The organism is Parapedobacter composti, assembly GCF_900112315.1.
GTDB lineage: Bacteria > Bacteroidota > Bacteroidia > Sphingobacteriales > Sphingobacteriaceae > Parapedobacter > Parapedobacter composti.
The window spans coordinates 81,269-107,626 of sequence record NZ_FOLL01000004.1 but is presented as its reverse complement, the minus strand read 5'-3'; the positions used below and the strand labels follow the sequence as shown (position 1 = coordinate 107,626).

Genomic DNA, 26,358 nt, shown 5'->3' with positions numbered 1-26,358 from the left:
CCCGCGAGGCCAGGAGCTTCGCGGGTTTTTTCTTCTTCGGGGCATCAGGTGGATACCTCCTGGTAGTCTTCGCTCCTGGGGAGCTGCTCCACGATGGCCTGCCAGTCGGCGGGTAAAACGGTAAGCTTCCGCTTACGGAGATCCAGCCAGGCGCCATCCACCGTAACCACGGCGCATTTCGTGCCGTCCGACCGGTAAATTTCATGACGGAACGAAAACCGCGAATTGGCGGCGTTATATCTGGTCAGCTCAACCGTTACCGCCACGGCATCGTTAAGGTGTATCTCCCGCAGATATACCAGTTCTTCGCGGAAAAGCACGGGCCCTATGCCGGCCTCGGCAATCCGGCCGAGCGAAAGTCCGATTTTATCCAGCATATTGCTTCTGGCTTGCGCGCAGAAATCGGCATAGGCGGAATGCCGTAAGTGCCTGTTGGCATCAATCTGTGCCCAAATGACCTGTCCTTCGTAGAAAACGTTCTTGATCTGCATAATTGTTTTTTTAATCGGATGGATCCGGCATGGCTGCTGCACGTGACAGCCGAGCAGCAGTCATACAGACTGCATCAAACATAGCAATAATTACATAAACCAAGGGGGACTATTTTTGTTTACCATCCAACGATGCTGGAATTTACTGAACAGGGCATTTATTGCCCACAGGCGGATCTCTATATCGATCCTTGGCAGCCCGTGAAGCGGGCCGTCATCACCCATGGGCATGGCGACCATGCCCGGTGGGGTATGGGATGTTATCTGTGCCACCGGCATACGGCGCCTATTCTCCGGCTTCGGCTGGGACCGGAGATCGCCGTGCAGGTGCTGGACTACGGGGAATCCTTCACGGCCAATGGCGTACGGATAAGCCTGCATCCGGCGGGGCACATCGTTGGTTCGGCGCAGGTACGGCTCGAATATGCGGGCGAGATATGGGTGGTGTCAGGCGACTATAAATTGGCCGACGATGGGGTATGCACGCCTTATGAGCCGGTGCGGTGCCACCATTTTGTAACCGAATCTACCTTTGGCCTGCCTATCTACCGGTTTCCGCGTATGGAGGCCGTCTTTTCTGAAATCAACACCTGGTGGGCACAAAATGCTTCCGAGGGCATGAATACGGTGTTGCTGGGTTATGCGCTTGGAAAATCGCAGACCCTCCTGCGGCACCTGGATGTTGCTCTGGGCCCGGTATTCCTGCACGGAGCCGTGGCCAATGTGAATGCGGCGCTTATCGCCGACGGTTACCGTTTTCCGGGTGAGTACCTCTCTCCGGAAACGAACCTCCAAAAACGAAGGGGCTATGCCGTTGTAGCTCCGCCATCGGCCTTGGGTTCCCCGTGGCTGAAAAAATTGATGCCTTACCGTGTGGCGATGTGCAGTGGGTGGATGCAGTTGCGCGGTGCGCGGCGGCGCAAAGGGGTAGACCGCGGATTTGTGCTTTCTGACCATGCCGATTGGGAACAGCTCAATCGTGCGGTGACCGCCACGGGTGCCGAACATGTATACGTTACGCATGGCTATGAGAGACCTTTTGCCCGGTGGCTGCACGAACGCTACGGACTCCGGGCGTCTGAAGTGCACCTGCAGGGGGCTGCTGCCGAGGAGGACGAGCCATGAAGTTGTTTACGGAGCTGTTTGTGGCGATCGACCGGACCACCAAGACAAACGACAAGGTGGCCGCCATCGTGGACTACCTGCGGCTGACCGACGACCGGAGCAAACTGTACGCCATTGCGCTGCTGATAGGTAACCGCCCGAAGCGGCCTGTGCGGACGGCCGACCTTAAACGTTGGGCGGCTGACATGGGCGGAATCCCGCAATGGCTGTTTGAGGAATCGTACCATATCGTGGGCGACCTGGCCGAGGCCATAGCGCTTATGCTGCCGCCAGGCACGTCGGCTGTCGATTATCCGCTGCCATCGGTTATTGAGGAACTCGCAACGTTGCCGGAACTGAACGATGAAAAAAAAGAGGAAATCATCACCAACTACTGGCGGCATCTCGGCAAAGACGAACGGTTTGTTTTCACGAAGCTGATTACCGGCAACTTCCGGATGGGCGTATCCCGCCAGTTGGTGATTAAGGCACTGGCTGTTTACCTGGACATCGATGAGGCTGCGGTAGCCCATCGTTTGATGGGCAAATGGCTGCCTGCAAAAGAAACAATGGCGACGCTATTTGCAGAACCGGAACGCGGCATACGGGATTTCCAGCCGTATCCGTTCTACTTAGCCTACCAGTTGGAAGGCGCGCCGGAATTGCTCGGAGACATCGCGGAGTGGTACATCGAAAAGAAACTCGACGGCATCCGCGGACAGATTATCGTACGCAATGGACAGCTTTTCGTATGGAGCAGGGGGGAGGATCTGCTCACGGATAAATTTCCAGAGTTCGGACCACTGAAAGACGTGTTGCCGGACGGCACGGTTATCGATGGTGAAATAATCCCCTGGCGGGCCGGACAACCGCTGCCATTCCAGGTGATGCAGACGCGTATCGGGCGGAAGGCGCTGTCGCCGAAAATACTCCGGGAGGCGCCGCTGGCGATGGTATGCTTTGACCTGCTGGAATGGAAAGGGCAGGATATCCGGGAAATGCCCATGCAATACCGCAGAAACCTGCTGGAAACGTTATTGTCTTCCACCGCCATTCCTGATGTGTTGCTGCTGTCAGACCTGATGCCCTTTAACCATTGGGGCGAGGTGGAGATTTTTCGTCAGCGGGCCCGGGATTTCCGCTGTGAGGGGGTGATGCTCAAGCGCAAAGACAGCGCGTACGGAAGCGGCCGCCGGAAAGGTCAATGGTGGAAGTGGAAGACTAATCCGCTGACAGTAGACGGGGTGTTGATTTATGCGCAAAGCGGCCATGGAAGGCGGGCTAATCTCTATACCGATTATACATTTGCTGTATGGGGCGACGATGGCACGCTCGTGCCCTTTGCGAAGGCCTATTCCGGACTTACCGACAAGGAAATCGCCGAACTGGATGGATGGATAAAGCGACATACCTTGGAGCGTTTCGGACCCGTGCGTAGCGTGGAGCCCTACCACGTGTTCGAAATCGCTTTTGAGGGGATCCAGGAAAGCAGCAGGCATAAGTCGGGCGTGGCGCTGCGCTTTCCGCGCATCTTGCGCTGGCGGCGCGACAAAAAGGCCGGCGAGGCGAACACGCGCGCGGATTTGCAGCAGCTGCTTGATGCAATGTAAATGAGCGGAACGGTGCGCTTTGGATCGTGTCGGGGAACCGCTCATAACCGGTATATGTCAAAGCCGATATTGAGCCTATCAAAGTTCAATAATAAATTGACTGAAAAACTATACAGATACCTATGATTAACGTATTTTCATCGTATTTAATACGATGAAAATACGATAGAAATACGATGAAAATACGATGAATTGTTAATGTTGGCTTATTTTATAATCAAGGTTAATATGGTTTTTAACAATGTAAGGGAATTACGGGGATAAGGCGTTGGTAAATCTGCTCAAAACCGTATCTTTGTTCAAGGGGTTATACTGCCGTTGAACGTATTTGCAGATACATGGTTTTTTAATAAAGGCTGGCAGCCGCACCGTTTCCAGCAGGATACCTGGGCAGCTATTGCTGACGGCCGTTCGGGATTGCTGAATGCGCCTACAGGGTACGGAAAGACCTTTGCTGTGTGGTTTGGCGTACTCCAGCGGTACTACCGTATGGAACGCCGAAAAAAGGGGCTTCACTGCCTTTGGATTACACCGCTTAAGGCACTTTCAGCCGAAATCCTCCAGGCCACCCGGCGGGTGAGCGAAGATCTGGAACTCGACTACCGCATCGGGCTGCGTACGGGAGATACGGATATCAATGAGCGGCAACGCCAGCGAAAAGCGCCCCCGCAAGCCTTGATTACCACACCGGAAAGCGTCCACCTGCTGCTGGCCTCAAAGGGATACCGGGATTATTTCAGTGAGCTGGAATTTGTTGTGGTAGACGAATGGCACGAACTGGTGGGCAGCAAAAGAGGAGTACTCGTAGAACTGGCGCTCAGCCGGTTGCGTACCATCTGCCCGGCGCTCCGCGTGTGGGGCATCTCGGCAACCATCGGCAACCTGGAGGAGGCCATGGATATATTGCTTGGGGCGGAAGCGGAAGGCGTTTTGGTGCAGGCCGACCTGAAAAAAGACATCCGGATGGAAACGCTCCTTCCGGAAGCGCTGGAAAAGTTTCCCTGGGCGGGGCATTTGGGCACCAAAATGATAAACCAGGTGTTGCCCATCATCTATGCCCATCAATCGACGCTGCTGTTTACCAATACCCGTTCACAGGCTGAAATCTGGTACCACCAGCTGCTGGCGGCAGCGCCGGATTTGGCAGGTGCCATAGCCATCCACCACGGTTCGCTTAGCAATGAACTCCGTGCCTGGGTGGAAGACGCCCTGCACCGCGGCATATTAAAGGCCGTGGTGTGCACCAGCAGCCTTGATTTGGGGGTGGATTTCCGACCGGTGGATTGCGTTGTGCAAATCGGATCTCCGAAAGGGGTTGCCCGTTTCATCCAGCGTGCGGGCCGGAGCGGACACCGCCCCGGTGAAACCAGTAAAATCTATTTCCTGCCCACGCATTCGCTCGAGATTATGGAAGGGGCGGCAATCCGTTATGCGGTATATAACGGATTGCTGGAACAGCGCCTGCCGTATGTGCGTTCTTTTGATGTGCTGGTGCAGTACATGGTCTCCCTGGCGGTGTCTGATGGATTCCGCGCCGATGAACTGTATGCCGAAGTAAAACGCACGCATTGTTATGCTTCCGTGACGAGGGAGGAGTTTGATGAATGCCTGTTGTTGGTTACCAAGGGGGGACGCACGCTGGACACGTATGAAGAGTTCCATAAAGTGGTCGCCGAAAACGGCCGCTACCAGGTCACCAGCAAACGGGTAGCCATGCGGCACCGCCTGAGCATCGGTGCTATTGTTTCCGATGCGATGATGCAGGTGAAACTCCTGGGTGGCAAACACCTTGGCACCATTGAAGAATGGTTTATCTCGCGCCTGCAACCCGGCGATACGTTCTGGTTTTCGGGTAGACTGCTGGAACTGGTCCGCGTAAAGGACATACAGGCCGTTGTCCGCCCGGCGGCGGGCAGGAAGGGGGCCGTGCCTTCATGGATGGGAGGGCGCTTTCCGATTTCGGACAATTTCGGCATAGCGTTGCGGCATACGTTTGCGGAACTCAACGAACGAAAACCGCCTGCCTACCCGGCAGAACTGCTTTTCCTGCAGCCGTTGTTCGATGAGCAGCGAAGGATATCCGAGTTGCCTGCCGAAGATGAGCTGCTGGTGGAATACATCCGTACGCGGTACGGCCACCACCTTTTCGTGTTTCCGTTTGAGGGCAAGCTGGTGCATGAGGGCATGGCAGCCGTGATAGCCTACCGGCTCAGCAGCATACGGAAAGCTTCGTTCAGTATCGCGAGCAATGAGTATGGGTTTGAGTTGCTCTGCGATGATCCGATACCGCTGGAAGAGGCGCTGCGGCGCGGGTTATTTTCAACCGAAAAGTTGTTTGATGATATACGGAACGGTATTAATATCCGGGAAATGGCACGGCGTAAGTTCAGGGATATCGCCGGCATAGCGGGCCTGGTGTTTCAGGGCTATCCGGGCAAACCCATGAAGACCAAGCATCTCCAGGCGAATTCGGGTTTGTTCTTTTCGGTATTTGAGGATTACGACCCCGGCAACCTGCTGTTGCGGCAGGCTTATGATGAGGTGTATGATTTCCAGTTGGAGGCATCGCGCATGTACAAAGCGTTTGACCGGATAAGCACGCACCGCATCGTGTTGCAGCGGCCCGCTAACCTCACGCCCTTTGCCTTTCCGGTATTTGCAGAATCGTTCCGCGAGCGGTACAGCAACGAGGATTGGCAGGCTCGACTGGAAAAATTGAAGGCACAGTTGGAAGCGTAATAGCATGGGAAAGACTATCCATCTTACGGACACCCCCGCTGTTTTGCTTCCCGAAAGGGCGCTCCTGCTTCCCGATCAGGAAACGCTTGTCGTTGCCGATTGGCACTTGGGAAAGGCTGCGCATTTCCGCAAGGCCGGTATTTTCATGCCGACCCCGCGGAAAGATAACGACGTTGTGCGGCTGCAATCGCTGATGGACCTGTATCCGGTTCGTACGGTGGTTTTTTTGGGCGATCTCTTCCATAGCGAACTGAACAGCGAATGGCTGGTTTTTGAGCGTTTCCGTGAGGATAATCCGGGCATCCGTTTTGTGCTTACCCGGGGCAATCATGATATCCTGCCGGAAAACTTACTGGTGGAAAATGACGTTGATGTGCTGCCGGCGTTTTCCGTAGCTCCCCACATCGTCTGCACGCACCATCCAATGGCGCACGTGAGTCCGCTCCAGTTCAACATTGCAGGGCACGTGCATCCAGGGTGCCTTATCCCGGCGGCGGGAAGACAGGCTTACCGGCTGCCCTGTTTCTACCGCCATCGCCAGACATTGTTATTGCCCGCCTTCGGCGCGTTAACGGGCCTGCATCTGCTGCGGCCTTCGCGGGGCGCCCAGATTTACCCCGTAGCCGGAAACGGCGTGTGGGAGTGGAAGCCGCCGGAAAGGTAAGATTCCGGAAAACAAATCCCCTTACTTTCCTGTAACTATTTAAAAATGCCAATCTTAAAAAAGGAGGATGAAATCATGGCTGATAAACTGAAAAATCGGAAAGTGGCTATTTTGACGGCCGATGGATTTGAAGAGATTGAATTGACCAGTCCGCGTGATGCCATGCAGCTGGCTGGTGCAACCACGCATATCGTCTCGCCGGCCAAGGAAATGGTGCGGGCGAAGAAAGGCGATGAATGGAGCCTTGACTTTGATGTTGATGTTCCGTTAGATGAGGCAAACCCGGACGATTATGATGCGCTGTTGGTGCCGGGCGGGGTTATTAACCCCGACAAACTGCGGGTAAATGAGAAGGCACTGGCTTTTGTGAAGGCGTTTTTTGATGCCGGCAAGCCCGTTGCCGCGATATGCCACGGTCCGCAGGTGCTGATCGATGCCGAAGTGGTGGAAGGCCGGCGGATGACTTCCGTAAAGAACGTCAGGAAAGACCTGATCAACGCCGGTGCGCAATGGGAGGACAGCGCCGTGGTGGTAGATCAGGGACTGGTAACGAGCCGCACACCGAACGACCTGCCGGACTTTAACGAAAAGATCATCGAGGAGTTTGCCGAGGGGAAGCATGCTGGGCAACACGCGTAGCGCCTTTTACAGCCATCTTCAAGGTAAATACCTTATCGGTGGCGGTGATGAACAGTAGGTCATTGTCCGGGCCGCCGAAGCAGACATTGGCGGTCCAGTTTGACGGCACAGGAATGTGGGCGATTTTCTCGCCTTTCGGATTATATACATCTATGCCCTTGCCGGTAAGATAGATGTTACCCTGTTCATCGATGGTCATGCCGTCAGAACCCTGGGGCGCGAAGAACTGGCGGCCGGCAAGCATTCCATTGCGCTTGATGTTGTATCGGTAAATCTTGCTGTCGCCGATATCCGCTACGTAGAGGAACCTGCCGTCCGGCGTCCCGATGATGCCGTTCGGCTTTTTCAGATCATCGTCTACACGCGTTACCCGGCCCTTACGGTACAGGTATACGGCCTGTACCTGCATGCCGGGCGCTTTCCGCGTCCAGTAATCCCGCTGGTAATAGGGATCGGTGAAATAAAGAAAACCCTGCGGCGACACCCATACGTCATTCGGGCCGTTGAACAACGAGTCGCGGTAATCAACGGCCAGTTTTTCTACTTGTCTGTCCATGCTTATCCGCCATAGTTCGAATCGCTCATCAGCACAGGCAATCAGCGAACCGTCTTTGTCGAAATAGAGCCCGTTGGACCGGCCGGCATTTTCCATGAATACAGACAGTCTCCCGTCTATGCTATACTTCCATATCCGGTTGTTGGGTTGATCCGTGAAATAGACATTGCCATCGCGATCAGCCGCCGGCCCTTCGGTAAAAGTGAACTGGTTACCCACCAACTGCAACTGGGCTCCGGGAGCCACCACCTGAGCGCTGCATTCCAGGCCCAAGACGACCAATGGCCAAAAAATAAAATGAAAGCGGTTTTCCATGCCGGTTAAATTTATGTTAGTCAATGATTTTGAAAGCGGTCCGCCTGTTAAGTCGCCGTCCTTCCTCGGTATCGTTACTGGCTACGGGTTGCGATTGTCCATAACCTTTATAACGCAGCCGTGAGGCGGAAATACCGGCATTGACGAGGTAGTCGTGCACCGCTTTTGCGCGGCGTTCCGACAGCGACTGATTATAGGCTTCGTTCCCGGTGTTATCCGTATGCCCACCGATTTCAACACGTACCCCGTGGTTTATGTTCAGGAACTCCACCAGGTGATCCAAATCCGTTTTCGACTGCGGCAGCAATTCATAGCGATCCACGTCGAAGAAAATATTGTTGAGTGTTTCGGTGCTCCCGGTTTTTATGCGGGAAAGCTCAATACGCACTTCATATGCATCGTTGATTTTAGCTGAATCATCAAGCGCATAATGTTCAGAAAAGAAAAGGTAACCCGGTTGTTTGATGTGGAGCGCATAGGTCCTGCCAAAAGGCAGGGGAGCGAGAAACGATCCGTTCTCGTAATCGGACTGTTCCCGGTAAAGCACCTGGTTGGCCGAGACATCGGTCACCGTGACCGTCGCCTGCAGGGGTTCCCTGTTGTCCGCATCCACGATTACGCCCTTTAGGTAGGCCACCGGATGCGGTTGCACGGCAGGGGGGAGCTCAAAGAAGTAAATGTCCAGCCCGCCAAGGGCGTCTGGCCTGTGGGTTGCGAAATAAGCCCACTTGCCGTTCATGCTTACGGAAAGCGCCCGTTGTTCGTGGTGGTCGTTGATGGGGTAGCCGATGTTGACGGGCTGCTGCCATATCCCTTCCTTGTTCAGCCGGCTCTTGAAAATATCTTTTCCGCCGAAGCCGGGCCATCCGTCCGATACGAAATACAACGTTTGATTATCCGCGTGGATGTAGGGCGAGCTTTCGTCATCGGGCGTATTGACGGCGGGCCCAAGATTTTCCGGTGGCGCCCATTGCCCGTCGTCCAGGAGCGCTGATCGCCAGATGTCATATCCGCCCTGCCCTCCGGTGCGGTTGCTTACGAAATACAGCGTACGGCCATCGGCCGCGAGCGATGGCTGCGCCTCCCAGCCACGGGTGTTGACGGGCGCCCCCAGGTTATGCGGTTGGCCCCACCGGTCGCCTTCCCGCCTGGAAACGTAGATGTCGCAGCTTCCCATGCCGTCAGGCCGGTTGCAGCCGGTGAAGAACAGGTATTTGCCGTCGGGGGAAATGCAATGGGCACCTTCGTTATACAGGTCGGAGTTCACTTCGCCCGGAAGCGGATGGGCAACCGTCCATTGACCGCTGCTGTCCTGCGTGCTTTCGTAGAAATTTTCATTGTCTGCCACCTTGCGGGTGAATATGATGGTCCGGTGATCGGCCGTCAGCCGCGGGAAGTATTCGTCATGCTCGCTGTTGATGGCGCTCCCGGCGTTTCTTGGAGAGAACGCCCGCGGCTGTTTCAACGCCTCCAGGCTAAAGGTGCAGTCGGCAATGTATTTGGTGGTGCGCCGTTGCCCTTCGGCACTCAACCCCGGCGTGGTGAGGTACTTCCGCAGCGCCTGCAAAGCCTCGGCATATCTTCCGGTATGCAACAGGCTTTCGCCAAGCCCGAACCACGTAAGCGCCGTCAGCGCCGGGTCTAACCGGGCAACGTGCTGATAGTGTCGTACCGCCTGTTCATAATCTTTCTGCTGGCGGCGGATATCGCCAAGCTGCTGGTGCGCTGCCGCGAAAGCGGTATCAAGAGCCAGCGCGGCCTCCAGCGACCGGATGGCCTGCGCATATTGGCGGTTACGCAGTTGCTCGGACGCCCGTGCGAAGGCTGCCTGGGCCTTTTTGTTGCCGGAATGCACCTGGCCGCATAGCGGAAGGGCAAATGTCAGTGAGGCGAACAATAGGGCGCACAGCAGGTTCCGCATTATTTTTTAAGTTTCCGTAGTAATAGTTTTGCATCGTTGCTCAACGCCAAGCGGCCGCTGATGGCCGCCTGCCGGGCGAGCAGTTCATCCCAGTCTTCTGTACCCCTCCACAAGGTGCGTTTCAGCGCACTGAGCGCTTCGGTATTTTTGTCCAGCAACGGTCCGCAAAATTGCCGGATGGCATCGTCCATTGCGCCGATGCTGGGCGACAGGTGATGGACGAGCCCCTTTTGCAGGGCCCACTGAGCGTCAAAAAAACGGGAGGGGTTAAGTGCCAGTTCCGTAAATGCCGCGAGGCCAATCTTGCGTTCCAATGCCGGGGCAATCACAAACGGGCCGATATTAAGGCTAACTTCGCTCAGCCGTACAGCAACCTGCTCCGTGGCAAAGCAGTAATCACATGCGGCCATGAAGCCGACACCCCCACCAACAGCTTTGCCCTGCGTTCTTCCGATGACGAGCTTCGGAACGGTACGTATGGCATTGATCACATCGGCCACGCCCCGAAAAAATGCCGTGCCCGCTTCTTCATCTTCCAGCGCCAGCAGCTCGTCAAAGCTCGCTCCGGCGCAGAACGTACGGTCGCCGGCACTTTGCAGAAGGATAAGGCGGACATGGGGCTGCCCGCCCGCGTGACGAAGCGCGGCCGTAAGTTCCGCAAGCAAGCCGGAAGGCAGGGCGTTGTGCGCCGGATGGCCGAATGTGACAGCCGCCAGGCCGTTATCCCTGAAGTCAGTTGTTACAAACCCAGAATCCATCAGATGTATTTATTCCCGAATTTATCTTTTACATCGGCAACGATCTGTTTAACTCCCTGTTCCTGGTCTTTCGGGCAGATCATCAGCGTATCGTCCGACTGCACCACGATGAAATTGTGCAGCCCTTTGATGATAACAAGCCTATCCTTGGGGGCGTGGATCATACAGTTGGACGAATCGTAGACAATGACATTCTCGGCAGACGATGACACGTTGCCAAGGTAATCCTTTTCCGCCAGTTCATAAATGGAAGCCCAGGTGCCCAAATCAGACCATCCGAAGTCCGAAGGGAGGACGTAAACGTTGTCCGCTTTTTCCATGATGGCAAAATCTATGGAAATATTGACGCAGCGCACAAAAGCACCGGAAATAAACTTGGCTTCACGTGCGGAATTATAGACCTCGCTGCCTTCTTTGAAAACATCGTTCATTTCCGTCTGATACTTGTCGAAGGCCTGGATGATGGATTTGACCGACCAGATGAAAATTCCCGCATTCCAGAGAAAGTCGCCGCTCTGCAGGAAGGTTTTGGCCAGTTCCAGGTTCGGCTTTTCCGTAAACGTCTTGACCTTCTTAAATCCCTGCACCGAAGCGCTTTTCCCGTATTGGATATAGCCGTAGCCCGTATCCGGGCGTGAGGGTTTGATCCCCAGCGTAATCAGCCAGTCGTGGCGCTCCGCGCATTTAAGCCCCTTGGTGATGTCGCTTACAAAAGCTTCCGTATCAAGGATAAGGTGATCCGCCGGGGCGATTACCACCGTGGCGTCGGGGTTCAGCTGTTGTATTTTGTGACTCGCATAAGCGATACACGGAGCGGTGTTGCGCATAATCGGCTCCAGTATCAATTGCTGGGGCGTCAAGTTAGGCAATTGCTCGCGGACCAGGCTTGCATACGATTCGTTTGTGGCCACGAAAATATTGGATTCGGGAACGATTTTCCGGAAGCGATCGTAGGTGGCTTGGATAAGTGTCTTACCCGTTCCTAACATGTCGATAAACTGCTTGGGCAAGCTGGTACGGCTTACCGGCCAGAACCGGCTTCCGATACCGCCAGCCATGATAACGGCATAATAATTCTTCATGTGTATTCTGTCTTATTTTATCAGTTTATTTCGGTTTAATTGCTTTACGCATTTCTTTTACAGTATTTAACTAATGACCGGTCAACCCGAGGTGCCGCGGGTCTTCAGCACGCGCATCCAACCGCTGCCCGATCCCCCGTCCATCCAGACGGAACACCTTGTGTTTGGGCGTACGGTGTCTTCAGTGACATTTTTGATACGGAATTGCTTTTCCCAAATATTATTTATAATTTTAGATACTGATATGCGCAAAAATATGTTATTTTGGGCATTCTTTTGATATCAGTCTGGCTAAATTTGCGAAAGGCGCAATGGAAATAGAGAAAAGATTATTCGACAATTTACAGGAATTTTTTGGTTTTGATACATTTAAGGGTGATCAGGAAGCAATAATCACCAATATCTTACAAAAAAAAGACACATTCGTTATCATGCCTACGGGCGGTGGAAAATCCATCTGTTACCAGTTGCCCGCGTTGATGAGCGAAGGTACGGCTATCGTGATTTCCCCGCTGATAGCATTGATGAAAAACCAGGTGGATCAGCTCCGGTCTTTCGGGGGCGACGACAGCATCGCCCACTTCTTAAATTCATCGTTAAACAAGAGCGACGTTACCCGCGTTAAGCAAGATGTGATGTCTGGCAAAACCAAGTTGCTCTACGTAGCACCGGAATCGCTGGCCAAGGCCGAAAACATGGAGTTCCTCAAGTTGATTACCGTGTCGTTCGTGGCGGTGGATGAGGCGCACTGTATCTCAGAGTGGGGGCACGACTTCCGTCCGGAGTACCGCAAAATACGGTCGGTTATCAATGCCATTGACAACAATATACCGGTGATTGCCCTTACGGCAACGGCTACGCCGAAGGTGCAATCCGATATCCGCAAGAACCTGCAGATGAATGACGCCACGCTGTTCAAGTCGTCTTTCAACCGGGCCAATCTGTTTTATGAGGTGCGCCCCAAGAAAAACGTGGTCAAGGAAATCGTGCGTTTCATCAAGAACAACACCGGCAAATCCGGCATCATATACTGCCTGAGCCGGAAAAAAGTAGAGGAAATTGCCGAAATACTTAACATCAACGGCATCCGGGCATTGCCATACCATGCCGGGCTGGATGCCAAAACCCGGGCCGAAACGCAGGACAAGTTCCTCATGGAGGATGTGGAAGTTATCGTAGCCACCATTGCCTTTGGCATGGGCATCGACAAACCGGATGTGCGCTATGTCATCCACCACGATATCCCCAAGAGCATGGAAGGGTATTACCAGGAAACCGGACGTGCGGGACGCGATGGGGGGGAAGGCCATTGCTTGGCGTTTTATTCGGAAAAGGATATTGAAAAGCTGACCAAGTTCATGAAGGACAAACCGGTATCCGAAAGGGAAATCGGTACACAGATCCTGAAGGAGGTTATCGACTACTCGGAGTCGTCGGTGTGCCGCCGTAAGCAAATACTTCACTATTTCGGTGAGAATTTCGATGAGACCGGCTGCAACAGCATGTGCGATAACTGCAGCGCACAGCAAACATACTTTGATGGGGAAGACGCTTTATTGGATGTCTTGAAATTCATCCAGGAGCAAGGTGAGAAGTTCGATGACCACCACGTCATCAATGTGTTCATCGGGCAGAACAATCAGCCGATTGCGTCTTATAAGCACGACAGCCACCCTTTGTTCGGTAGCGGAAAAGAGCAGGGGATTATCTATTGGAAATCCCTTATCCGGCAGGCCGTGCTGAATAATTTCCTTGCGAAGGATATTGACCACTATGGATTGCTGAAGCTCACGGAAACCGGTAGACGCTTTATCGAAAGCCCATACGGTATTAAGTTCATCCTGAACAAGCCCATGGAAGCCGCTACAGAAGACGGCAGCGACGAACCCTTACAGCAGGGTGGCGGGGCCGTGGATACCCAACTGCTCAAGATGCTGAAAGAACTGCGGAAAAAAATTGCCAAACAAAAGGGGCTCCCGCCGTTTGTGGTATTCCAGGATCCGTCATTGGAGGAAATGTGCACGCACTATCCGATTACGCTCGACGAGTTGAAACAAATACATGGAGTGGGTGCAGGCAAAGCCATGAAGTTTGGCTCACAGTTCGTTGAACTGATAAAACAATACGTCGAAGAAAACGAAGTAGATCGCCCGCAGGACCTGGTTATCAAAGGCACGGCGAACAAGTCTGCACTCAAGGTATCCATCATACAGAATATTGACCGCAAAATCGGTCTGGAAGACATCGCCCATTCCAAGGGTATCAGTTATGAAGATTTACTGAAAGAAGTGGAATCCATCGTCAATTCGGGAACCAAACTTAACCTCGGATATTTTGTGGATGAAATCATTGACGAAGAGCGGCAGGATGAAGTGTTCGATTATTTTCGCAGTGCCGAGGTGGATTCAATCGATCAGGCACTCCGCGACCTCGGGCCGGACGATTACACGTATGAAGAAATCCAATTGATGCGCATTAAGTTTATGTCTGAGTTGGGGAACTAATCTCCGCCGATCCGCGTTGCAGGCCTTCAGCCGGTTGCCCCGATATGGCGGATTTCCTGCGGCGGGTTATTCCCCTTTCCGGGCCACTAATTGTTCCAGCACGGCAATGGTTTTCTGCTGTGCCGCGATGACCTGGTTCAACGATTCAATGGTCCGTTCATAGTTCCGTTCCATAACGGTTATAGCCTCCTGGAAGGCGGGGGGAGGGGTGTCGCTTTCCTTTTCCGCATCCCTTAACATGTGCCCGCGACCGGTCAATACCCACTCGGCATTCAGGTCGGGATAAGTTTTTAGTATATGTTCTAATTTATCTACACCAATCGTCCTGTTTCTTTTTAATTGACCACTGAATGAGCCGTTTGAAAAGCCAACTGATTTTTCAAACGCACTAACCGTTATCCCTTTTAAATCAATAAAATGCTTTATTCTTTTCAGCGGAGTTGACATGCTAAGCAAATAATTGAATAAATTCTAATAATTATTAGAATTTATTAAGATATATTCTATATATTAGCCACGTTGTTTCTAAGTATTGTTGCTCCTATGAACAGACCAATAACGAGCGTACAAATAGATTTTGCTGCCTAACCATAAATGATGCCAAAGCCCCGAATATCCTAATAGTGTAGTGATTGAATAATATGAAAATCAATAAACTGTATGATAAATTAAATTAAAACACGTTTGTCTTTGCCAGGAATTTCAACCGAATCAACTCATTTTATCGCATTTTGAAGCATGAAGCAATATAACAGTTAGGTCTGTAGCCAGCTCACATTTTTGCTGTTCATCTTGTTCAAGCTCAGGTTTGCTGGTGGTGGCCGGATTTATGTCACGCCGTGGCAGTGTTAACCGTCATGCTGAAATCCGGCTACCACCAATCGTGAGAGGATAAAACGACGCGAGGCGCAGCAGGGCATCCGCACCTGAAGCACTCAACCGGTTCGGTTTACACAAACAATGACTAATATTTTAACTATCCAGTAAACTGCTAAATGGATCCGAACAGTATCAACCAGTACCTCGCTTCGATATCGAGGACCAAGAGGGGGCTCCGGGTACTCATCATCGATGACATCGCCCCGGAACGGAGCGCCCTCCTGAAAACCGTAAATTATTACTTGCCCGACGTCTGTGCGAGTGCGATAAGCCAGTCTGGAATACGGACGGAACTGATACGGGAGGGCGAGGTATACGATCTGATAATACTTGAAGAGCGCTATTTTCTTAACCAGCAATACACGCCGCACCTTGAGGCGCTCCGGAAGAAATATCCGGGGGCCAAGATCGCGGTCTTCGTGGATCGCGCAAACCTGCCACGCCTTCAGCCTATACAGCTTATAGACGTGGATATCGCCCTCGTCAAAACCGCTGCAGCAGAGATTATTGCCGAAAAGCTTTGCCGAGCGTTCCAGGAAACCGGTAGTTTCAAATAACGCAAATACCCCCCCGGATTGTCTCTTTCGCACATGGTGTATGTCAATTGCATGCACTAAATTTGGCCAGCTACTTGGTTAGCGGTAAAAACAATCATGATGGGCTATCAGACAAATGACAACACCGCGGTGCACGCGGACAGGCGGGGAACCCTTTGGCAGGAAATCAAAAATGCCATACGCGGCACAGAAGCCGATTACACCCAGATCGGATTAAAAAGGGCCATCTTATTGCTGGCTGCGCCGATGATTCTTGAATTGGTCATGGAATCGACCTTTGCCGTCATGGACATTTTTTTTGTGGGCAAGCTGGGTGCGTGGGCCGTGGCCACCGTGGGACTCACCGAAACGTTTCTGTACCTGCTGTATTCCATCGGCATAGGGCTTTCCATGGCCGTTACGGCAGTGGTGGCCCGGCGTGTCGGCGAAAAAAACAAAGAAGGGGCCGCGTTGGCCGCTGTTCAGTCGCTGTTTATCGCTGTGCTCGCGTCCCTGCCGTTTGCGATTGCCGGAATCATCTACCCCAAGGAATTACTGGCGCTGATGGGGAGCGACGCCAAAGGTATTGCTGAAGGCTACCGCTATACCCAATGGATGCTTGGGGGGAATGTGGTTATCATGTTGCTGTTCGTTATCAATGCGGTATTCCGGGGAGCAGGCGATGCGGCTATCGCCATGCGGGTACTGCTCGTTGCCAATGCAGTGAATATCATTCTCGATCCTATTTTTATATTCGGCTGGGGGCCTATACCCGCAATGGGACTGGAAGGGGCGGCCATCGCAACGAATGTGGGGAGGGGAATAGGGGTGGCCATGCAGTTGCGGGTACTTTTCGGAAAAGGCGGCCGGCATATCCATGTGCGTTTTTCGCAGCTGTATTGGGATGCAAAAGCCGCGTTTTCCATTTTGCGTACATCAGTCGGAGGTATCGGCCAGATGATCGTGTCCATGACGTCGTGGATCTTCCTGATGCGTATCCTCGCCGGCATCGGGAGCGAGGCGGTGGCGGGAGCTACTATCGCTTTGCGGGTTATGATGTTTACCATGATGCCGGCGATGGGACTGGCCAATGCGGCTGCTACGCTGGTGGGGCAGAACCTGGGGGCGGGCCGCCCTGAACGTGCGGAGGCGGCCGTATGGCATATCGGGCTTTATAACATGGTGTTTTTGCTGGCCATATCGGCCGGCTACTTTTTCTTTAACGAGCCGCTGATGCGTATTTTCACCGATGACGCGCAGGTGATAGCCATCGGAGGGGAATGGTTGCGCATCCTGTCGTATTCCTTTTTCGTTTATGGCTGGTGGATGGTATCCGTACAGGCCTTCAACGGCGCGGGGGACACCCGCACACCGACCAAAATAAACGTGGTGTTTTTCTGGTTAATCCAGATTCCGTTATCGTATTTGTTGGCAGAGGTGCTGGGGTGGGGGCATTCAGGCGTATTCTGGGGTGTATTCGTGTCGGAAACCTCGGTGGGCCTGTTCACCCTTTGGTTGTTCAGCAGGGGGCGCTGGAAAACGGCGGCAGTGTAACGCCGGTGCCGTGCCCGGCGCAGCACAGGGGGCCGGGGTATGGGCTATTTCGATTTAACTGATAAATCCTTTCACATATTGGCGGGTAAGCTCTTCTTTGGGGTTGAGCAGTACTTCATCGGTAGGGCCGAATTCGATGATTTCTCCCATGTAGACAAAAATGATATAGTCTGAAATGCGGCGGGCTTGGCGGAGGATGTGTGTCACCAGCACAATCGTGTATTTTTCTTTTAGCCGCACGAAGAGGTCTTCGATTTTATGGGTGGATACGGGATCAAGTGCTGAAGTGGATTCGTCGCCCAGGATAATTTCAGGCTCTACAGCCAGTCCCCTGGCTAAGCACAGCCGCTGTTGCTGGCCGATGGATAGTTTAGCCGCCGGGCTGTGCAGCCGGTCTTTCACTTCTTCCCAGAGTCCGGTGTCTTTCAGCTGTTTCTCCACAATGGCCTCCAGTTCGCTCTTCTTCCGTATGCCGTGGATTCTCGGACCGTAGGCCACATTGTCAAATATAGACATCGGCAGGGGGTAAGGGCGCTGCGAAAGCAGCCCCATTTTCTGGCGGATGTGGGTTACTTCAGCATGGGGCGCGTAGATGTCTTCGTCGTCCACCAGGACGCTGCCGGTTACGCTGACGTTTGCCGTATCATCCAGCAACCGGTTGAATGTTTTGAGCAGCGTGGTTTTACCGCAGCCGGACGGACCGATAATGGATGTAACGCTTTTATCAGGAATATTGATGTTAATGTCCTTGAGGATATGGTGTCCATCGATGTGGACATTCAGGTTCTTTACACTGATGAGCGGATGTTGCGTCATATTACAGATTATGTTTCGAGTGTTTGGCCGAAAGAAAATGCGAGACCACCACAATCACGAGAATAATGATGGTCAAGATAAGCGCAGAGGCATACGCCCGCCCCTGTACTTCGGGAATCGGGCTGCTCAACTGGAAAAATATCGCCAGGGGCAGCGTGGCGGCCGGTTCATCGATATACTTCGGGATATTATCGCTGAATCCAGCTGTAAACAGCACTGCGGCAACATCACCGATGCCGCGGCCGAAAGCAAGCAATACCGCCGTATAGATGCCCGGCTTAATCTGTTTAAGCACCACTTTGGCGGCTTCCCACCGCGTAGCGCCCAGGGATAGCGCCGCATGCTTCAGTTCCCGCGGTACCGTGGCAATCACTTCATCCAATGTGCGCACCAGAATGGGGATGATGAGCAGGGTCACCGCAATGATACCGCCCAGCAAAGACGCCCGCACGCCGAGCCATATCATGATGCTGAATGCAAATGCGCCATATACGATGGAGGGGATGCCGAACAGCACATCGTAAGCCAATTTGGCCGATTTGCCCAGCAAGCTCCCATGTTTCAGGTAAATGTTCAGGTAGATTGAAATGGGAATGCTGACCAGCAGTCCCAGCACCGTGGCTCCCCCCGCGAGGTAAAGGGAACCGATAATCGCATTGAGCACCCCGCCTTCCTTACCGATATAGAACCCCCCTTGGGGTACCTGGGTGACCATGTCCCACGTGAGGTAAGGCACACCCTTTACCACAATGGTTCCCACAATAAGGAAAAGGCTTGAGCTGACCACCAAACAAGCAGCCACCATCAGCGCCTTGAAAACCCATTCTTCTGCTTTTCGCTTTCTAATACCCATCAGGAACTGTATTTATGTTCAATACGATTTAAGATAATACGTGAACCCCAGTTGAACAGGAAAATGATGACAAACAGCAATAACGCAGCAAACATCAGCGCTGCATCGTATAGCGGTATGGACATCATTTCGCCGAAATTGTTAGCTATAAGCGCGGGTAGCGGATACCCGCCATCAAAGACGGATCCAGGAGCCAACGGCACATTGCCGCATACCATCAGCACGGCCACCGTTTCGCCGAATGCGCGCGATATTGCCAAAACCGTAGCGGCAAATACGCCCGGAAGCGCCCGCTTGAGCACAACTTTCTTGATGGTCTCCCACTTTGTTGCGCCCAGCGACAGGGAAGCGTCTTTTAATTCCTTGGGGATGGTGCGCAGCACTTCAGACACTATGCTCACCAATATGGGAAAAATCATTACGGCAAGCACCACTCCGCCGGTCAGCACGGTATATCCGCTGGAATACTCGGTGAACGCGGGGCCTACATATTCCCGCACTATCGGTACCACAAAAAAGATACCCCATACGCCATAAATGACAGGTGGAATGCCGGCAAGGATATTCACCAGGGGCAGAATAACCTTGCGTACGCTCGATTTGGCATATTCCGTCAGATAGATGGCGGTAAGCAAGCATAAGGGCAGTGCCACCACAACAGCGATAAACGTGACCCACAGTGTTCCCATGATAAACGGGTAGAAGCCGAACTTGCCGGAAGCGGGCGACCACTCGCTTCCGCTGAATAACGACCATAGGCTGTGGGTCTCGAACAACGGCGATGCTCTCCAATAAAGACCGATGCCTATCAGTAAAACAAAGGACATCGACGCGATGGCAAGGACCAGCATCGCATTAGCAATCAATCTGTCTTTTATTATCCGAAATTTCAAATCAGTTCAGTTTAGCGTGTTCCTCCTCCAACTGTTCGTCATTCAGCGGAATATAGCCGTTTTCCAGCAGAATAGACTGCGATTTTTTGGTGAGCACAAACCTGATGAACTCCACCACAACCACATCCTCAGGTTTGCCCTTTATCAGGAATGACAGATTGCGAGCCGGTGGGGCGGGGTAAGCTCCCCTTGCCACTGCATCGGTCAGGCTGTCGATACTGCCATAAAATGCCTCGTCCGGTCCGATGGTTCCATCGCCGTCCACATCAATGGGTATCACACGGATATCGGCCACCTGCTTCCTTGTTTTGAGGTCATAAACATAGTTGATATTGTTGAACCCGATGGCCAAAGGGTTCTGCTGTATGGCCTGTACGACGCCCGGATCGCCGAAAATGCCGATCCCCCTGAGGTCTTCTTGTGATTTCCCGAAAAATGCCGCCCACGTTTCTGCTGCCCCCGCCGCATCCGATCGGACATACACGTGCAAGTCGTGAGCCGTAAATGATGGGTCCACCTCATTCCACCGGGATACGGTACCCGTAACGAAAATTTTCTGCAGTTCCTCCTGCGTTAACCCCCTTGCCAGTATGGCGTCAAGATTGGGGTTACGGGCACTGACAGTGCCCACCACCGCATCTTTCGCCACGTGGACCACATATGCGCCGCGGTCGAATTCCTGCTCATGGACATCCCTTGAGACCAGCCCGATATCCACCATGCCGCTCAGCGCATCGGCAATCCCTTTACCGGCGCCGCCGGCTGAAATGTTAAAACGGACATCGGGGTAAATGGCTTTGAACTCCTCGCTCCACATGACCGCCAAAGGATATAAAGCGAATGCACCCGAAATACTGACCGTGCCGCGCAAACCATTCTTGCCGTCCCTTCCGGATGAATTTTTCGGCGCACAGCTCCAAAACGGGAGGAACAGTAGTATCCCGGCAACCCCAAAAAGTGCGTTAAAACGTCTGGCTAATCTTATCTTCATGCCCGCATTATTGACGGCGACAAATATATATAAAATTGATAGACTTTATATAATGGCAGGCAACAGACTTTTAAAAGCGTTCAAATACATATCGTAATATGTTCATTATAAATCGTTTATGATGACGTATGGATTAAATTGAAAAATTTATTCTACTATTTCTATATACATTACGTATATTTGCCTTATGGAACAAACGATTATGCCGGTGCCCTGTTGTATGGCCCTTGTTTAAAGGGAGGCTGTTACACACCGTGTCCGCTGCATAAGTAGAAGACAGCCTCCGCTAATTGATTTAGGGAGGTTTTTTATTATACATAAAGCTAAACAACATCCATGCAAAGTTTCAGGACCGAACTGGAAAATCCCGTTGTCGAAAAAGAAATCATCGAACTCGAACGCAAGATCCGGGCGTTTCATGAAGGCAAAATTGCCGATGAAAAGTTCCGCAGCCTGCGGCTTGCCCGCGGCGTTTATGGCCAGCGGCAGCCGGGGGTTCAGATGGTGCGGATTAAATTGCCCTTCGGCAAAGTAACGTTTAAACAATTGCTGCGCATTGCTGATATTTCAGACGAATATGCGAGCCGCAATCTACACCTGACCACCCGCCAGGACATTCAAATCCATTATGTGAGTCTTGATAAGACGCCTGAATTGTGGGCTAAACTGGCGCAGGATGATATAACCCTGCGGGAAGCCTGCGGAAACACCGTGCGCAATGTTACGGCCTCGCCCACGGCAGGCATCGATCCGGAAGAACCCTTTGATGTGTCGCCATACGCGCATGCGTTGTTCGCTTATTTTCTCCGCAATCCGATTTGCCAGGAAATGGGACGCAAGTTTAAGTTCGCATTTTCCTCCAGTGTGCGGGATACGGCTTTTACCTATGCACACGATTTAGGATTTATCCCGAAAATCCGGACGGTGAATGGCGTAGAGCAGCGTGGTTTTAAGGTGATGCTCGGGGGCGGACTGGGCGCCCAGCCGATGATTGCGCATGTGGTGCATGAGTTTCTGCCGGAAGACCAACTGATTCCCTATTCAGAAAGCGTTATCCGGGTATTCGACCGTTACGGCGAACGTAACAATCGCAACAAGGCACGGTTTAAGTTTTTGATTCAAAAAATAGGACTGGAAGAGGTGTTGCGTCTGATAGACGAGGAACGTACGGCCAACAAGGTGAAGTCATTTGTGATTGATCGCGATACGGTACCCCAGCCCGAACCTCCGGAAACGGTTCAGGTGCCATCGGTAACAATTGAAAATCCAGTAGCTTATGAATTATGGGAAAAAACAAATGTGTCACCACAGAAGCAAGCTGGGTTCTACATCGTATACGTAAAGGTGTCTACCGGCGACCTGCCTACCTGGAAGGCCAGGAAGTTGGTTGACGGTTTGCGGGGACACATTGCTGACGAAATCCGCATCACGCAAAACCAAGGCTTCTTATTTAAATTTGTCCGCAAGGAATCCCTGCCGCATATCTATGCGGTATTGGACGAACTCGGGCTGGCAGCCCCGGGATTCGACAGCGTAGCCGATGTGACGACCTGCCCCGGTACGGATACGTGTAACCTGGGCATTTCAAATAGCACGGAAATGGCCCGGGTGCTTGAAAAATTGATTTACGATGAGTATGCAGATCTGGTGTATAACCGGGAGCTGAAGATTAAAATCAGCGGCTGCATGAACTCCTGCGGCCAGCATGGGCTGGCTCATATCGGGCTGCATGGCAGTTCGTTGAAAGCGGCAGGTAAAGTGGTGCCGGCTGCCCAGGTGATGCTTGGGGGCGGTACCCTTGGCGATGGCATCGGGCGTGCCGCAGATAGGGTTGTAAAAGTGCCCTCCAAAAGAGTGACGGATGTATTGCGCCTCCTGTTGGACGATTATGCAGCGAATGCGCATGAGGGCGAGCTGTTCCACCAGTATTACGACAGGCAGACAAAAGATTATTTCTACCGGTTGCTGAAACCCCTGGCCGATCTCACTACCTTAACGGATGATGAGTTCGTGGATTGGGGCCATGAAGAAACTTTCCAGACCGCAATTGGCGTGGGCGAATGTGCAGGTGTGGTGATTGATTTGGTTGCCACGTTGTTGTTTGAAGCGGAGGAAAAACTCGGGTGGGCCAACGAAAGCTTCAACGCCGGGGCTTATGCGGATGCCATTTATCATGCATACAGCGTATTTGTCAGCGCCGCAAAGGCGTTGCTGCTCGATAAGGGCGTCCACAGCAGTTCACAGCACGCCATCATCAAAGATTTTGACACGCATTTCGTTGAAACGGGAGAGTTTCCCTTCGCGGGCAGCTTTGGTGCGCAGGTGCTGGAAATCAATAAGCACGAGCCGTCGGAATCCTTTGCAAAAGAATACCTGGCTGCTGCCACGGCATTTTACGGAGCGTCACTTGCCAAAAGGGAATCCAGTGACACGGTCAGCGCATAATAACTAATGATTGAACGAATGAACCGTTATCCAAAAATAACGTTGGTGGGAGCAGGGCCGGGCGATGCCGACCTCATAAGCCTTAAGGGGTTGAAGGCGTTGGCAACCGCCGATGTGGTGCTTTATGATGCGCTGGTTAATGAGGCGTTACTGGAATACACGCCCAAGGAGGCCGTCCATGTGTTTGTAGGGAAGCGGGCTAACCACCATGCATATAGCCAGCAGCAGATCAACGAGATGATGGTAGCGTATGCGCGGTCCCATGGCCATGTTGTACGCCTTAAGGGCGGCGACCCGTTTGTGTTTGGACGGGGAGGGGAGGAACTTGATTTCGCAGCCAAGCACCATATCCCTGCCGCGGCCATCCCCGGCGTCTCCAGCGCCATTGCTTTGGCCGGATTGCAGGGAATCCCGCTGACATACCGAGGAATAAGTGAGAGTTTCTGGGTTATCACCGGTGCAACCACGGCGGGTGTCGTTTCCGACGACCTGTATGCCGCAGCCAAAACGAACGCCACAGTCGTCGTTTTAATGGGGCTCAATAAGCTCGCCGAAATCACCGGAATTTACCAGCGCGAGGGAAAGGGCGGTCTGCCCGTGGCCGTGGTGCAAAACGGATCACTCCCAGACGAAAAAGTGGCGCTCGGTACCATGGACACCATATCGGCGCGGGTAAAGCAACTGCAAATTGCGGCTCCGGCGGTAATCATTATCGGCGACGTGGTGGCTAAGCATGAGCATTTTGCCGTACAGCAACATAACAGCATAGCGGTATGACAACGGCAGCCAGCAACGAATTGTTTCCTGTCTTTCTGCAATTGAACCAGTTGCATACGCTTCTGGTAGGCGGTAGCCATGTAGCGCTTGAAAAACTCACGGCGTTACTGGGAAATAGTCCGTATGCTTCCGTCACGGTGGTCGCCAAGCAGATAAGCGAAGGCGTCCGCACATTTACCAAAGATTTTCCCGGGGTAAGGTTATACGAACGCGCTTTTGACGAACATGATTTGGACAACGTGGACCTGGTGGTGGTGGCCTCAAATAACCCGGCCTTGAATAACCGCATCCGCCAGGCGTGCCGCAGACGGCATTTGCTGCTCAACGTGGCGGACAAACCGGAACTCTGTGATTTCTACCTGGGATCTGTGGTCAAGAAAGGGAACCTTAAATTGGGGATATCCACCAACGGCAAATCACCCACCATCGCCAAGCGGATAAAGGAACTGCTGAATGACGCGCTGCCGGAGGAGATTGACGAAACTTTAACCTACATGAGCCAGTTGCGGGATTTGCTGAAAGGAGATTTCACCGATAAAGTGAAACAGCTGAATGCACATACCGCTTCGCTTATAGCATCAAAGGAGGACGCATGAACATATTGCTGGATGAGATAAAACAATTGGCAGAAGGCAAACCGGTGACGGAAGCACTGACGATACTGGCCGACCGGTTTCCCGGTGAGATCGTGTTTTCCACAAGCTTCGGGATAGAAGATCAGGTGATTAGCCATTTTATTTTCAGCAACGACCTGCCCATACGGGTATTTACGCTGGAAACCGGCCGCCTGTTCCCCGAAACGTATTACGTGTGGAACCGTACGCTGGAAACCTATGGAAAAGACATTGAGGCCTATTTTCCCGACACTCAAGCCGTACAACGGCTCATTAGCCAAAAAGGTCCGTCGAGCTTCTATGAATCCGTTGAAAACCGGAAAGAATGCTGCCGTATCCGTAAAATAGAACCGCTCCGGCGGGCATTGGCAGGCGCAGTATGCTGGATAACCGGCATCCGGGCAGAACAGTCAGACAACAGGCAGGGCATGTCGCAGGTGGAATGGGATGCCGGCAACCAGCTCGCCAAGTTTCATCCCATATACGATTGGACATTGGATCAGGTATGGTCGTATGCAAAGGCGAACCACATTCCGTATAATCCGTTGCATGACAAAGGATTTCCGAGTATCGGCTGCGCACCGTGCACACGGGCGGTCAGGGAAGGGGAGGACTTCCGGGCCGGGCGCTGGTGGTGGGAAGACCAAAGCAAGAAAGAATGCGGGCTACATGCGGCGTCATAGTGCGGTAAGATTGAACACATTATTATAATACAGACAACAAACATGGATTATTTAGACCATTTAGAGGCAGAGGCTATATACATTCTGCGTGAAGTGGCCGGGCAGTTCGAAAAGCCTGCGTTGCTGTTTTCCGGAGGAAAGGATTCCATTACGTTGGTCCACCTGGCTGAAAAGGCATTCCGGCCGGGTAAATTTCCCTTTCCCCTGGTACACATCGATACCGGGCATAATTTTCCGGAAACCATCGCGTTCCGTGACGAGCTTGTGGCCCGGCTGGGCGAAAGGTTGATCGTAGGATACGTACAGGATAGCATAGACGCCGGCAAAGTGGTGGAACAAAAGGGAAAAAACGCAAGCCGTAACGCATTGCAGACTGTTACCCTTCTCGACACGATTGCCGAGCACGGGTTTGATGCCTGTATCGGCGGCGCGCGGAGGGATGAGGAAAAAGCACGAGCCAAAGAACGGATCTTTTCGGTGCGCGATGAGTTTGGCCAATGGGATCCGAAACGGCAACGGCCTGAATTATGGAACATCTACAACGGCCGAATCCAGAAAGGGGAGAACGTACGTGTATTTCCCATCAGCAATTGGACAGAACTGGATGTCTGGAACTACATCCGCAGGGAGAACATTAAACTTCCGTCCATCTATTTCTCACACGAACGGGATGTCATTACCCGCAATGGCCAGCTGATGGCGGCAGCGGAGTTCCTGAATATCGATCACGAAGATGTAATCGAATACCGGAAAGTACGCTTCCGTACGGTAGGAGACATGACCTGCACCGCAGCTGTACCCTCGGAGGCCTACCATATCGATGATATCATCGAAGAAATTCGCTTATCCAAGATTAGCGAACGCGGTGCAAGGATGGACGATAAAGTATCTGAAGCCGCCATGGAAGACCGCAAAAAGAGCGGATATTTTTAAT

At 52.7% G+C, this 26,358-nt stretch carries 23 protein-coding genes; 13 read left to right on the top strand and 10 right to left on the bottom strand.

Annotated features, from left to right (window positions below):
- Positions 1-44: 44 nt before the first annotated feature.
- A complete protein-coding gene (locus BM030_RS06570) occupies positions 45-491 on the bottom strand; it encodes an acyl-CoA thioesterase (protein WP_211657538.1) in 447 nt (148 codons plus the stop codon).
- 132 nt (positions 492-623) lie between these two features.
- Here BM030_RS06570 and BM030_RS06565 point away from each other — a divergent pair, with 132 nt between their 5' ends.
- The 5 genes from BM030_RS06565 to BM030_RS06545 all read left to right on the top strand — a co-directional run bounded on the left by BM030_RS06565 (position 624) and on the right by BM030_RS06545 (position 7,247).
- Positions 624-1,616: a ligase-associated DNA damage response exonuclease gene (locus BM030_RS06565; protein ID WP_090972456.1), complete on the top strand. Its 993-nt coding sequence runs from the start codon at positions 624-626 to the stop codon at positions 1,614-1,616.
- Positions 1,613-3,205 (top strand): ATP-dependent DNA ligase, encoded by a 1,593-nt coding sequence (locus BM030_RS06560; RefSeq protein ID WP_090972454.1) that lies wholly within the window; start codon positions 1,613-1,615, stop codon positions 3,203-3,205. The genes BM030_RS06565 and BM030_RS06560 overlap by 4 nt, the downstream gene beginning before the upstream one ends.
- 318 nt (positions 3,206-3,523) lie before the next feature.
- Positions 3,524-5,944 (top strand): ligase-associated DNA damage response DEXH box helicase, encoded by a 2,421-nt coding sequence (locus tag BM030_RS06555; protein ID WP_090972452.1) that lies wholly within the window; start codon positions 3,524-3,526, stop codon positions 5,942-5,944.
- A gap of 4 nt (positions 5,945-5,948) precedes the next feature.
- On the top strand, positions 5,949-6,608 hold the full coding sequence (pdeM, locus tag BM030_RS06550) for a ligase-associated DNA damage response endonuclease PdeM (RefSeq protein WP_090972450.1): 660 nt from the start codon (positions 5,949-5,951) through the stop codon (positions 6,606-6,608).
- Positions 6,609-6,653: 45 nt separating this feature from the next.
- Positions 6,654-7,247 (top strand): type 1 glutamine amidotransferase domain-containing protein, encoded by a 594-nt coding sequence (locus tag BM030_RS06545; protein ID WP_244518729.1) that lies wholly within the window; start codon positions 6,654-6,656, stop codon positions 7,245-7,247.
- Here the strand turns inward: BM030_RS06545 and BM030_RS06540 are convergent.
- Genes BM030_RS06540 through BM030_RS06525 form a run of 4 tightly spaced genes read right to left on the bottom strand, consistent with a single transcriptional unit; the run spans position 7,201 to position 11,879 of the window.
- Entirely contained in the window at positions 7,201-8,118 is a 918-nt protein-coding gene (locus tag BM030_RS06540) for an SMP-30/gluconolactonase/LRE family protein (protein ID WP_090972448.1), read from the bottom strand. The genes BM030_RS06545 and BM030_RS06540 overlap by 47 nt on opposite strands.
- A gap of 16 nt (positions 8,119-8,134) precedes the next feature.
- Positions 8,135-10,039 (bottom strand): OmpA family protein, encoded by a 1,905-nt coding sequence (locus tag BM030_RS06535; RefSeq protein WP_090972446.1) that lies wholly within the window; start codon positions 10,037-10,039, stop codon positions 8,135-8,137.
- Positions 10,039-10,797 carry an enoyl-CoA hydratase/isomerase family protein gene (locus BM030_RS06530; protein WP_090972444.1) on the bottom strand — a complete coding sequence of 253 codons (759 nt, stop codon included), beginning with the start codon at positions 10,795-10,797 and terminating at the stop codon, positions 10,039-10,041. The genes BM030_RS06535 and BM030_RS06530 overlap by 1 nt, the downstream gene beginning before the upstream one ends.
- Positions 10,797-11,879: a mannose-1-phosphate guanylyltransferase gene (locus BM030_RS06525; protein ID WP_090972442.1), complete on the bottom strand. Its 1,083-nt coding sequence runs from the start codon at positions 11,877-11,879 to the stop codon at positions 10,797-10,799. Before BM030_RS06525 ends, BM030_RS06530 begins: the two co-directional genes overlap by 1 nt.
- A 311-nt stretch (positions 11,880-12,190) precedes the next feature.
- Here BM030_RS06525 and recQ point away from each other — a divergent pair, with 311 nt between their 5' ends.
- Positions 12,191-14,383, top strand: coding sequence for a DNA helicase RecQ (gene recQ / locus BM030_RS06515; protein ID WP_090972438.1), 2,193 nt, complete (start codon positions 12,191-12,193; stop codon positions 14,381-14,383).
- A 66-nt stretch (positions 14,384-14,449) separates the two neighbouring features.
- Here recQ and BM030_RS20030 read toward each other — a convergent pair whose 3' ends face one another.
- Positions 14,450-14,830, bottom strand: coding sequence for a hypothetical protein (locus tag BM030_RS20030; protein WP_211657537.1), 381 nt, complete (start codon positions 14,828-14,830; stop codon positions 14,450-14,452).
- 548 nt (positions 14,831-15,378) lie between these two features.
- Here BM030_RS20030 and BM030_RS06505 point away from each other — a divergent pair.
- Both BM030_RS06505 and BM030_RS06500 read left to right on the top strand, forming a co-directional pair.
- Positions 15,379-15,819, top strand: coding sequence for a hypothetical protein (locus tag BM030_RS06505; RefSeq protein WP_090972436.1), 441 nt, complete (start codon positions 15,379-15,381; stop codon positions 15,817-15,819).
- 96 nt (positions 15,820-15,915) lie between these two features.
- The gene (locus tag BM030_RS06500; protein ID WP_090972434.1) at positions 15,916-17,352 is read left to right on the top strand and encodes an MATE family efflux transporter; all 1,437 of its coding nucleotides are present in this window, start codon (positions 15,916-15,918) and stop codon (positions 17,350-17,352) included.
- Between the two features lie 54 nt (positions 17,353-17,406).
- On the opposite strand, the gene BM030_RS06495 is transcribed toward BM030_RS06500, so the two are convergent.
- The 4 genes from BM030_RS06495 to BM030_RS06480 are packed head-to-tail and all read right to left on the bottom strand — an operon-like array spanning position 17,407 to position 20,905.
- Entirely contained in the window at positions 17,407-18,168 is a 762-nt protein-coding gene (locus tag BM030_RS06495) for a phosphate ABC transporter ATP-binding protein (RefSeq protein ID WP_090972432.1), read from the bottom strand.
- Position 18,169: 1 nt separating this feature from the next.
- The gene (locus BM030_RS06490) at positions 18,170-19,021 is read right to left on the bottom strand and encodes a PstA family ABC transporter permease (protein ID WP_090972431.1); all 852 of its coding nucleotides are present in this window, start codon (positions 19,019-19,021) and stop codon (positions 18,170-18,172) included.
- On the bottom strand, positions 19,021-19,914 hold the full coding sequence (pstC, locus tag BM030_RS06485; RefSeq protein ID WP_244518727.1) for a phosphate ABC transporter permease subunit PstC: 894 nt from the start codon (positions 19,912-19,914) through the stop codon (positions 19,021-19,023). The genes BM030_RS06490 and pstC overlap by 1 nt, the downstream gene beginning before the upstream one ends.
- 1 nt (position 19,915) lies before the next feature.
- Positions 19,916-20,905, bottom strand: a complete 990-nt coding sequence (locus BM030_RS06480) for a PstS family phosphate ABC transporter substrate-binding protein (protein WP_090972427.1) — start codon at positions 20,903-20,905, stop codon at positions 19,916-19,918.
- A gap of 336 nt (positions 20,906-21,241) precedes the next feature.
- Between BM030_RS06480 and BM030_RS06475 the strand changes: the two genes are divergently transcribed.
- From BM030_RS06475 to cysD, 5 genes are read left to right on the top strand one after another with little or no spacing between them, the layout of a single operon-like run.
- Positions 21,242-23,350, top strand: a complete 2,109-nt coding sequence (locus BM030_RS06475) for a HEPN domain-containing protein (protein ID WP_090972424.1) — start codon at positions 21,242-21,244, stop codon at positions 23,348-23,350.
- Between the two features lie 6 nt (positions 23,351-23,356).
- Entirely contained in the window at positions 23,357-24,127 is a 771-nt protein-coding gene (gene cobA, locus BM030_RS06470) for a uroporphyrinogen-III C-methyltransferase (RefSeq protein ID WP_244518725.1), read from the top strand.
- Positions 24,124-24,723, top strand: a complete 600-nt coding sequence (locus BM030_RS06465; protein WP_090972419.1) for a precorrin-2 dehydrogenase/sirohydrochlorin ferrochelatase family protein — start codon at positions 24,124-24,126, stop codon at positions 24,721-24,723. Before cobA ends, BM030_RS06465 begins: the two co-directional genes overlap by 4 nt.
- Positions 24,720-25,424 carry a phosphoadenylyl-sulfate reductase gene (locus tag BM030_RS06460; protein WP_090972416.1) on the top strand — a complete coding sequence of 235 codons (705 nt, stop codon included), beginning with the start codon at positions 24,720-24,722 and terminating at the stop codon, positions 25,422-25,424. Before BM030_RS06465 ends, BM030_RS06460 begins: the two co-directional genes overlap by 4 nt.
- Positions 25,425-25,466: 42 nt before the next feature.
- Positions 25,467-26,357, top strand: a complete 891-nt coding sequence (gene cysD, locus BM030_RS06455; RefSeq protein ID WP_090972413.1) for a sulfate adenylyltransferase subunit CysD — start codon at positions 25,467-25,469, stop codon at positions 26,355-26,357.
- The last annotated feature ends 1 nt before the right edge of the window (position 26,358 follow it).

Bases quoted from the DNA above. Each gene is read 5' to 3' on its own strand.
- BM030_RS06570 (WP_211657538.1), bottom strand. From the start codon at position 491: ATGCAGATCAAGAACGTTTTCTACGAAGGACAGGTCATTTGGGCACAG.
- BM030_RS06565 (WP_090972456.1), top strand. From the start codon at position 624: ATGCTGGAATTTACTGAACAGGGCATTTATTGCCCACAGGCGGATCTC.
- BM030_RS06560 (WP_090972454.1), top strand. From the start codon at position 1,613: ATGAAGTTGTTTACGGAGCTGTTTGTGGCGATCGACCGGACCACCAAG.
- pdeM (WP_090972450.1), top strand. From the start codon at position 5,949: ATGGGAAAGACTATCCATCTTACGGACACCCCCGCTGTTTTGCTTCCC.
- BM030_RS06545 (WP_244518729.1), top strand. From the start codon at position 6,654: ATGCCAATCTTAAAAAAGGAGGATGAAATCATGGCTGATAAACTGAAA.
- BM030_RS06540 (WP_090972448.1), bottom strand. From the start codon at position 8,118: ATGGAAAACCGCTTTCATTTTATTTTTTGGCCATTGGTCGTCTTGGGC.
- BM030_RS06535 (WP_090972446.1), bottom strand. From the start codon at position 10,039: ATGCGGAACCTGCTGTGCGCCCTATTGTTCGCCTCACTGACATTTGCC.
- BM030_RS06530 (WP_090972444.1), bottom strand. From the start codon at position 10,797: ATGGATTCTGGGTTTGTAACAACTGACTTCAGGGATAACGGCCTGGCG.
- BM030_RS06525 (WP_090972442.1), bottom strand. From the start codon at position 11,879: ATGAAGAATTATTATGCCGTTATCATGGCTGGCGGTATCGGAAGCCGG.
- recQ (WP_090972438.1), top strand. From the start codon at position 12,191: ATGGAAATAGAGAAAAGATTATTCGACAATTTACAGGAATTTTTTGGT.
- BM030_RS20030 (WP_211657537.1), bottom strand. From the start codon at position 14,830: ATGTCAACTCCGCTGAAAAGAATAAAGCATTTTATTGATTTAAAAGGG.
- BM030_RS06505 (WP_090972436.1), top strand. From the start codon at position 15,379: ATGGATCCGAACAGTATCAACCAGTACCTCGCTTCGATATCGAGGACC.
- BM030_RS06500 (WP_090972434.1), top strand. From the start codon at position 15,916: ATGATGGGCTATCAGACAAATGACAACACCGCGGTGCACGCGGACAGG.
- BM030_RS06495 (WP_090972432.1), bottom strand. From the start codon at position 18,168: ATGACGCAACATCCGCTCATCAGTGTAAAGAACCTGAATGTCCACATC.
- BM030_RS06490 (WP_090972431.1), bottom strand. From the start codon at position 19,021: ATGGGTATTAGAAAGCGAAAAGCAGAAGAATGGGTTTTCAAGGCGCTG.
- BM030_RS06480 (WP_090972427.1), bottom strand. From the start codon at position 20,905: ATGAAGATAAGATTAGCCAGACGTTTTAACGCACTTTTTGGGGTTGCC.
- BM030_RS06475 (WP_090972424.1), top strand. From the start codon at position 21,242: ATGCAAAGTTTCAGGACCGAACTGGAAAATCCCGTTGTCGAAAAAGAA.
- cobA (WP_244518725.1), top strand. From the start codon at position 23,357: ATGATTGAACGAATGAACCGTTATCCAAAAATAACGTTGGTGGGAGCA.
- BM030_RS06465 (WP_090972419.1), top strand. From the start codon at position 24,124: ATGACAACGGCAGCCAGCAACGAATTGTTTCCTGTCTTTCTGCAATTG.
- BM030_RS06460 (WP_090972416.1), top strand. From the start codon at position 24,720: ATGAACATATTGCTGGATGAGATAAAACAATTGGCAGAAGGCAAACCG.
- cysD (WP_090972413.1), top strand. From the start codon at position 25,467: ATGGATTATTTAGACCATTTAGAGGCAGAGGCTATATACATTCTGCGT.